The organism is Mesorhizobium sp. M7A.F.Ca.MR.176.00.0.0 (assembly GCF_004023165.1).
In the GTDB taxonomy this organism is placed as follows: domain Bacteria; phylum Pseudomonadota; class Alphaproteobacteria; order Rhizobiales; family Rhizobiaceae; genus Mesorhizobium.
This window is the reverse complement of the sequence record NZ_RZTC01000017.1, coordinates 69,739-77,311: the sequence shown is the minus strand read 5'-3', so window position 1 is coordinate 77,311 and position 7,573 is coordinate 69,739. Positions and strand designations below refer to the sequence as shown.

The window sequence follows — 7,573 nt, the reverse complement described above, 5'->3', positions numbered from 1 at the left end:
CTGCCGACGGACGAAGAAAAGCCGGTCGATCTCGCCTCCATCTATGCGCTGACAAAATACGCCCAGGAACGCGCCGTGCTGATCTTCGGCGAGGCCTATGGCATCGATGCGGTCGCGCTGCGCCTGTTCAATGTCTTCGGCGCCGGCCAGGCGTTGTCGAATCCCTATACCGGCGTGCTGGCCAACTTCGCTTCGCGTCTCGCCAACGGCCAACGGCCAATGATCTTCGAGGATGGCGAACAGAAGCGCGATTTCGTCCATGTGCAGGACGTCGCCCGCGCCTTTCGCCTTGCTCTGCAGCAACGCCAGGCAAAGGGTCATGTCATCAACATCGGCAGCGGCCGCGCCTACGCGATCAGCGAAGTCGCGCGATTGCTGGCCGAGGCCATGGGGACACCGAACCGCTCGCCGGAACTGCTCGGCAAAGCCCGCTCCGGCGATATCCGCAACTGCTTCGCTGATATTTCCAAGGCCCGTGAGCTGCTCGGTTTCGAGCCGGTGCGGCAACTGGAGAATTCGCTCGGCGAGTTCGTTTCCTGGGTGCGTAACACGTCCGCCGTCGACCGCGGCGCCGACATGAAGCGCGAGCTCGAAGAACGCGGGTTGGTCTCATGAACACACGCAATCGACGCGACGCGCCGGTCGCCATCATCGGCGGCAGCGGCTTCATAGGATCGAACCTCGCCGACAGCCTGTTGTCGGATGGCGAGCCGGTACTGGTGATCGACAATCTCAGCCGTCCGGGCGTCGAGCAGAACCTTGAATGGCTGGCGCAAAAACACGGCGGTCGCCTCACGGTGGAGACGGTCGACGTGCGAGACGCCAACGCCCTGGCGCCTGTCTTGATGGTTTCGAAGGCAATTTTCCATCTGGCCGCGCAAACCGCCGTCACCACAAGCCTGGTCCAGCCGGGCGAGGATTTCGACATCAACCTTCGGGGAACGTTCAACGTTCTGGAGGCGGCACGACTGAGCGGCGAGCGTATCCCGGTGATCTTCGCCAGCACCAACAAGGTCTATGGCAGCCTGCCTGACGTCGCGGTCCGCGAGGACGGCGATCGCTATGTGCCTTGCGACAGCGTCATCCAGGCGCACGGCATCAATGAGGCTCGGGGCCTGGACTTCTGCACGCCCTACGGTTGCTCCAAAGGCGCGGCGGATCAGTATGTGCTCGACTATGCCAAATCTTACGGCATGCCGACGGCGGTGCTGCGGATGAGCTGCATCTATGGACCGCGCCAGTTCGGAACCGAGGATCAGGGCTGGGTCGCGCACTTCCTGCTCAGCGCGCTGACGGGACGCCCGATCACCATTTACGGCGACGGCAGGCAAGTGCGCGATATCCTGCATGTCTCCGATGCCGTTGCCGCCTACAGGGCCGTGCTCGATCGCATCGAGACCATCAAAGGCCAAGCATTCAATCTTGGCGGCGGCCCGGAAAATGCGGTCAGCCTGCGCAGGCTGTTGAGCGAGATTCATAGCCTGACCGGCCATGAGCTTTCAATCCGCCATGATGGGGAACGCACCGGCGACCAGCCCTTCTTCGTCGCCGACACCCGCAAGATCAAAACCGCGCTTGGCTGGATGGCCCATGTTTCATGGCGCGAAGGCGTCCGCGACCTCGCCGACTGGCTGCAGCGCCATCGGCTCGAGCCTCCCCCTGAAGCCGTGAGGTACGTCGCATGAAAATCGCTTTGGTAAACCCATTCTGGACCTACGACGACAGCATCTATTTCGGCTGCCGCCAACCACATCTGCCGCTGGAACTCGGCTATTCGAAGGCCCTGCTCGAAGCCGCCGGACATGAGGTGCTGATGCTGGATGGGCAGTTGCAGAGGCTCGATAATTCCGGTCTCTGCGAGCGGGTGGCTGATTTCGCCCCGGCTATGACCGTCGTCAGTACCGCCCCGACCTATCTGTTCTGGCGCTGCGCACCGCCGGAATTGCGTGTGCCGGCCGATTTCCTCAACCGTCTCGCCGGGCGCGGTGGACGCACGGTCGCGGTCGGGCCGCACGGCTCGGCGACGCCTGCGCCGACCTTGCGCAAGCTCGGCGTCGACATCGTCGTGCGCGGCGAATGTGAAGAAGTCGTCGAGCAACTTGCCCGGCGCGATGATTGGAGCGCCGTGCCCTCAACCGCTTATCTGCGGGATGCCAGGGTGGTTTCGAACGGAGGCGTCCACGCCAGCTCGTTTGTCGATCATCCGCCACTCGAATGGCCAGCGGACTGGATCGCAGCCCATTCGCACCACCATCACAGGTTCGATGACAATCAGGTGGGGTTCGGTGCGGAAGTCGAGGCATCGCGCGGCTGTCCCTACAATTGCAGCTTCTGCGCCAAGATCGATTTCCGTGATGCCTATCGCCGTCGAAACCACGAAGCGGTGGTAGCGGAGATCGATCGGCTGATTGCCCAAGGTGTCGGCTACATCTACTTCATCGACGAGATCTTCCTGCCGCAAAAAGCGTTGCTGGAAGCCTTGGTCGATCGCGATGTGAAATTCGGCGTACAGACCCGCATCGATCTGTGGAAGCCCGAGCTGCTGGAATTGCTGGGCGCCGCAGGCTGCGTCTCCATCGAGGCCGGTCTCGAAAGCCTGACCGTCGAAGGTCGGGCAATGCTGGCCAAGCGCTGCCGGCTGGGTACCGAGGAACTCGCCGCGCTGCTGGTCGACGCCAGACGTCACGTTCCATTCGTTCAGGCCAATCTGATCGGCGTGGTCGAGGATGATCCCGCCCTGGTCGAGCACTGGCGAACCCACCTGATCGACCACGGCGTATGGGCCAACGAACCTGTGCCGCTTTATCCGTATCCGAGTTCGCCCAGCTACCGCGAGCTTTGGGGCGAACCCGACGACCTTGCTTGGGAACGCGCCCATGACCACTACCTCGCATCTTTCCAGAAATTCAGTGACATCCAGGAGAGGCGGCCGCGGCCGCTGGCGGAACTGGAGGCGACATGTTGCGGACACTGACGCCGCGCTCGCGGCGCATCCTGATGACCGTCGATGCCGTGGGCGGCGTATGGCGCTATGCCCTTGATCTGGCAGGGGAACTTGTGAACGGCGGCGACAGCGTGGTGCTTGCCTGCCTCGGTCCGCAACCGTCAAGGCAGCAGGCCGAGGAGGCGGAGGCTTTCACGACGCTGATCTGGTTGAATACGCCGCCGGATTGGATGACCAGCAGCGGCGGCGACCTCGACGCGCTGCCGCGGGAATTGCTTGCGCCCATGCGCGACCACGCCATTGACCTAGTCCATTTCAACGCGCCGACGCAGGCATCGGGATTCGATGCGCCATGCCCAGCCGTGGTGGTCTCCCATTCCTGCGTGACGACATGGTTCCACGCCGTCAGGAAACAGGCGGTGGATGGCGCATGGGCCTGGCAGAAGGAGCGCAACAGGCGCGGCTTGGATCGGGCCGACGCAGTCATCGTGCCGAGCCGCAGCCATGCCGACATGCTTGAGACCTGCTATGGCCCGATCGCGCGTCTGAGTGTGGTCGGAAATAGTGCAAGTCCGGTGCCGAAGACCGAAAAGCGCCAACCGCTCGTCTTCGCCGCTGCCCGCTGGTGGGACGAGGGCAAGAATGCGGCGGTGATCGACCAGGCCGCGTCGCTGACGCAATGGCCCGTTTTTGCCGCCGGTTCGATGCACGGTCCCAACGGCGGGCGTACCAGCTTCAGCTATGCTGTTCCTCTGGGAGCACTGCCGTCTCACGAGGTGCGCTCCTTGATGGCGCGCGCCGGCATTTTCGTGTCGCCATCAATCTATGAGCCATTCGGTCTGGCCGCGCTGGAAGCTGCCATGTCGGCGACGCCCCTGGTGCTTTCCGACATCGCAACCTATCGCGAACTATGGGACGGGGCCGCGATGTTCTTTGACGCGCGCAATTCGCACGACCTCGCTGCCTGCCTCAATCGTCTCTCCACTGATGCCGAGCTCAGGCGAGAGCTCGGTCAGGCAGCCATGCGACGAAGCCGCCGGTTTACACTGGCCAGGCAAGCGGCGGCCATGCGAGGCGTCTACGACAAGGCGGCCCTGGCCATGGCGGGGCGCTGACCATGCGCTTTCTGTTCTACACCCACTCGGTCGTTTCCGACTGGAACCACGGCAATGCCCATTTCCTGCGCGGTATCATGCGGGAACTGGTCGCGCGCCGGCACCAGGCGGTCGCGCTGGAGCCGTCCGACGGCTGGAGCCGTTCGAACCTGCTGGCTGAGAAGGGATCCTTCGCCATCGAACGCTTCCGCAAGGATTTCCCAGAACTAATGCCGGTGACCTATGATGCCGGGTTCGATCACGAGGCCTGGATCGCTGAGGCCGACGTTGTGATCGTTCATGAGTGGACGGATCCGGAGCTTGTCGCACGCATCGGCCGTGCCCGGGCCGCTGGCGGCAACTTCATCCTTCTGTTTCATGACACCCACCACCGGGCGGTATCGGCGACCGAGGCAATCTCGGCGCTGCGGTTGGAGCACTATGACGGCGTTCTCGCCTTTGGCGAGGCCTTGCGCGAGAGCTATCTGCGCGCCGGCTGGGGCAAGCGCGTCTTCACCTGGCATGAAGCCGCGGACGATCGCCTGTTCAAGCCACACCCGGAGATCCACCCCACGTCCGATCTGGTCTGGATTGGAAACTGGGGCGACGATGAGCGGACCGCCGAACTCAAGGAATTTCTGATCAAGCCGGTGCGCGATCTCGGTCTCGATGCCACCGTGCACGGCGTACGCTACCCCAAGCCCGCACTTGCGGATCTGGCCACCGCCGGACTGCGCTATGACGGATGGATCGCCAATGCCGACGTGCCGAAGGCGTTCGCCGCGCATCGTGTCACCGTCCACATCCCGCGGCGCCCCTATCGTGAGGGTTTGCCTGGAATTCCGACGATCCGCATGTTCGAGGCACTCGCCTGCGGCATTCCGCTGATTTCAGCACCATGGTCCGATGTCGAGCAGCTGTTCAGGCCCGGCGTCGACTTCCTGTTCGCCCACAATGGCTCGCAAATGCGGCAACACCTGCGGGCGGTGTTGGCCGATGCGGATTTCGCGGCTTCCCTGGTGACTTCGGGTCTCGAGACCATCCGCTCGCGGCACACCTGCCAGCACCGCGTCGACGAGTTGTTCGGCGTGCTCATGGAATGCACAACCGAACATACCATCAACAAGACCACCGCAAAGGAAGCCGCCGCATGAAGATGGCATTCTATGGATCGAGCCTCTTGTCGTCCTACTGGAACGGTGCCGCGACCTACTATCGCGGCTTGCTGAAGGCGCTTGCCCAACTGGGCTACGAAATCACCTTCTATGAGCCCGACGTCTACGACCGGCAGAAGAACCGCGACATCGAGGCCCCTGACTGGTGCACTGTGGTCGTTTATGAAGCGACCCAGCACGCGTTGATGCAGGTCGCGGCACGCGCCGCCAGCGCCGACATCGTCGTCAAGGCGAGTGGCGTCGGTTTCGAGGACGAGGCGCTGCTGCGCGCCGTTCTCGACCATGCCCGCAGCGACGCGCTGGTGGTATTCTGGGACGTGGACGCTCCGGCAACCCTTGCCCAGTTGCGCGACGAACCGGACCATCCGCTCCATGGCGCCCTGCAAGAAATCGACCTTGTGCTGACCTATGGCGGCGGCGACCCCGTCGTCTGGGCCTACCGTGCCATGGGGGCGAACGAATGCGTGCCGATTTACAATGCGCTCGATCCTCAAACGCATCACCCGGTCGCCAGCAATGCGCGTTTCGCTTGCGATCTGGCGTTCCTCGGCAACCGGCTGCCGGATCGTGAGGCGCGTGTCGAAGCATTCTTCCTCGATCCCGCAAGCCAGTTGCCGAAACAGCGCTTTCTGCTCGGTGGATCGGGCTGGGGGGACAAGCCGCTTCCCGCCAATGTCGGCTGGCTTGGTCACGTTGGCACCCGCGATCACAATGCCTTCAACGTCACACCCAAGGCAGTGCTGAACATCAGTCGCGACAGCATGGCCGTAAACGGTTTTTCACCGGCCACGCGTGTCTTCGAGGCGGCCGGCGCCGGTGCCTGCCTCATCACCGACGCATGGCTGGGCGTGGAACTGTTCCTGAAACCAGACGAGGAGATCCTGGTGGCACGCGACGGCGGCGATGTCGCCGAGATCATGCGTTCGCTGACCTCCAGTCGGGCAAAGGCAATCGGCAAGGCCGCACTTCGCCGCGTGCTGGCCGACCATACCTACGCGCTGCGGGCGGACGTGGCCGATGCTGTCTTCAAACGTCATTTCGAGCAGGGGACCGTGGAGGCAGCGGAATGACCAAACAACTGGACATCGTCTTTATCGGCCTGTCGCTGTCCTCGTCCTGGGGAAACGGCCATGCCACGACGTTTCGAGGCCTGCTGAAAGGTCTGCACGAACTCGGCCACCGCGTGACCTTTCTGGAGCGCGACGTGCCGTGGTACGCAAACCACCGCGATCTGCGCGATCCGGATTTCTGCGCCTTGCGCTACTACGAAACCACTGCGGAATTGCAACGCAACTACGCCCGGTGCCTGGAGCAGGCCGACATCGTCGTCATCGGCTCGTTCGTGCCGGAAGGGCGCGTGGTCATCGACATCGTCGCTTCATTTTGCAAGGGGCGCTTCTGCTTCTACGACATCGACACGCCGGTAACCGTGGCGCAGCTTTCAGCCGATGATTGCGATTACCTGAGCTGGCGGCAGATTCCGTATTTCGACGTCTACTTCTCGTTCACCGGCGGGCCGATGCTTGGCCGTCTGGTGGAGGAGTTCGGCGCGCGCCGCGCCGAACCGCTCTACTGCTCGGTCGACCCGGAACGGCACCACCGGACCGGCGATCCGATCCGCTGGGATCTCGGCTATCTCGGCACCTACAGTGCCGACCGGCAGGCAACGCTGAACGCGCTGCTGCTCGAACCAGCACGGCATATGCCGGACCGCCGTTTCGTCGTAGCCGGCTCGCAATACCCATCCGACATCATCTGGCCGGACAATGTCGAACGCATCGAACATTTGCCGCCGGCCGATCATGCCGCGTTCTACAGCCGTCAGCGTTACACGCTGAACGTCACACGCAGTTCCATGATCGCTGCCGGATGGTCGCCCAGTGTGCGCCTGTTCGAAGCGGCTGCTTGCGGCACGCCCATCATCAGCGATCGCTGGCCAGGGCTCGACAGCTTCTTTCCCGCATCGGCGATCCACACCGCCGGGGAAACGGACGATGTCATCGAAATCCTCTTCGGCGAGTCCGAGCGCACACGCCTCGCCATGGCCCGCCGGGCCCGCGAACGCGTCCTCGCATCCCACACCGGTGCGGCCAGGGCCCGCGAATTCGTGACGGCGTTGACACAGCCAAGGGCGGCGGCCCTCGATTTCGACATCGGAAGCGCAGCATGACCGGCATACAGGAGAAAACGACGATGCGACAAAAAAGAAACGCGCAAAGGGCAAAGGCAGTGCTTGTCGCCGGCGGTGCGGGATTCCTCGGTTCGCATCTTTGCGAAGCATTGCTCCGCGATGGCTGGCGCGTGATCTGCGCCGACAATTTCCTGACAGGGCGCATGGAAAACATCATCTCGATCATGGA

Annotated in this window: 7 protein-coding genes and 1 pseudogene; all 8 read left to right on the top strand. The window is 63.2% G+C overall.

Annotated features, from left to right (window positions below; genetic code table 11):
- Nucleotides 1-615 (top strand): NAD-dependent epimerase/dehydratase family protein (locus EOB59_RS08680; RefSeq protein WP_128288174.1); only part of this gene is annotated, 615 nt, incomplete at its 5' end.
- Nucleotides 612-1,685, top strand: a complete 1,074-nt coding sequence (locus EOB59_RS08675; protein WP_128288173.1) for an NAD-dependent epimerase/dehydratase family protein — start codon at nucleotides 612-614, stop codon at nucleotides 1,683-1,685. The genes EOB59_RS08680 and EOB59_RS08675, both read left to right, overlap by 4 nt.
- Nucleotides 1,682-2,974 (top strand): TIGR04295 family B12-binding domain-containing radical SAM protein, encoded by a 1,293-nt coding sequence (locus EOB59_RS08670; RefSeq protein ID WP_127320997.1) that lies wholly within the window; start codon nucleotides 1,682-1,684, stop codon nucleotides 2,972-2,974. Before EOB59_RS08675 ends, EOB59_RS08670 begins: the two co-directional genes overlap by 4 nt.
- A gap of 23 nt (nucleotides 2,975-2,997) precedes the next feature.
- On the top strand, nucleotides 2,998-4,059 hold the full coding sequence (locus tag EOB59_RS08665; protein ID WP_281061717.1) for a glycosyltransferase family 4 protein: 1,062 nt from the start codon (nucleotides 2,998-3,000) through the stop codon (nucleotides 4,057-4,059).
- A gap of 2 nt (nucleotides 4,060-4,061) precedes the next feature.
- Nucleotides 4,062-5,192 (top strand): glycosyltransferase, encoded by a 1,131-nt coding sequence (locus EOB59_RS08660; RefSeq protein WP_128288171.1) that lies wholly within the window; start codon nucleotides 4,062-4,064, stop codon nucleotides 5,190-5,192.
- A complete protein-coding gene (locus EOB59_RS08655) occupies nucleotides 5,189-6,283 on the top strand; it encodes a glycosyltransferase (protein WP_128288170.1) in 1,095 nt (364 codons plus the stop codon). The genes EOB59_RS08660 and EOB59_RS08655 overlap by 4 nt, the downstream gene beginning before the upstream one ends.
- The gene (locus EOB59_RS08650) at nucleotides 6,280-7,383 is read left to right on the top strand and encodes a glycosyltransferase (protein ID WP_128288169.1); all 1,104 of its coding nucleotides are present in this window, start codon (nucleotides 6,280-6,282) and stop codon (nucleotides 7,381-7,383) included. The genes EOB59_RS08655 and EOB59_RS08650 overlap by 4 nt, the downstream gene beginning before the upstream one ends.
- A 23-nt stretch (nucleotides 7,384-7,406) precedes the next feature.
- Nucleotides 7,407-7,573: pseudogene (locus EOB59_RS36080) on the top strand (NAD-dependent epimerase/dehydratase family protein); the annotation flags it as partial.

What these genes read in the sequence shown, in the direction of transcription:
- EOB59_RS08665 (WP_281061717.1), top strand. Translation starts at nt 2,998, where the DNA reads ATGACCGTCGATGCCGTGGGCGGCGTATGGCGCTATGCCCTTGATCTG.
- EOB59_RS08650 (WP_128288169.1), top strand. Translation starts at nt 6,280, where the DNA reads ATGACCAAACAACTGGACATCGTCTTTATCGGCCTGTCGCTGTCCTCG.
- EOB59_RS08655 (WP_128288170.1), top strand. Translation starts at nt 5,189, where the DNA reads ATGAAGATGGCATTCTATGGATCGAGCCTCTTGTCGTCCTACTGGAAC.
- EOB59_RS08670 (WP_127320997.1), top strand. Translation starts at nt 1,682, where the DNA reads ATGAAAATCGCTTTGGTAAACCCATTCTGGACCTACGACGACAGCATC.
- EOB59_RS08660 (WP_128288171.1), top strand. Translation starts at nt 4,062, where the DNA reads ATGCGCTTTCTGTTCTACACCCACTCGGTCGTTTCCGACTGGAACCAC.
- EOB59_RS08675 (WP_128288173.1), top strand. Translation starts at nt 612, where the DNA reads ATGAACACACGCAATCGACGCGACGCGCCGGTCGCCATCATCGGCGGC.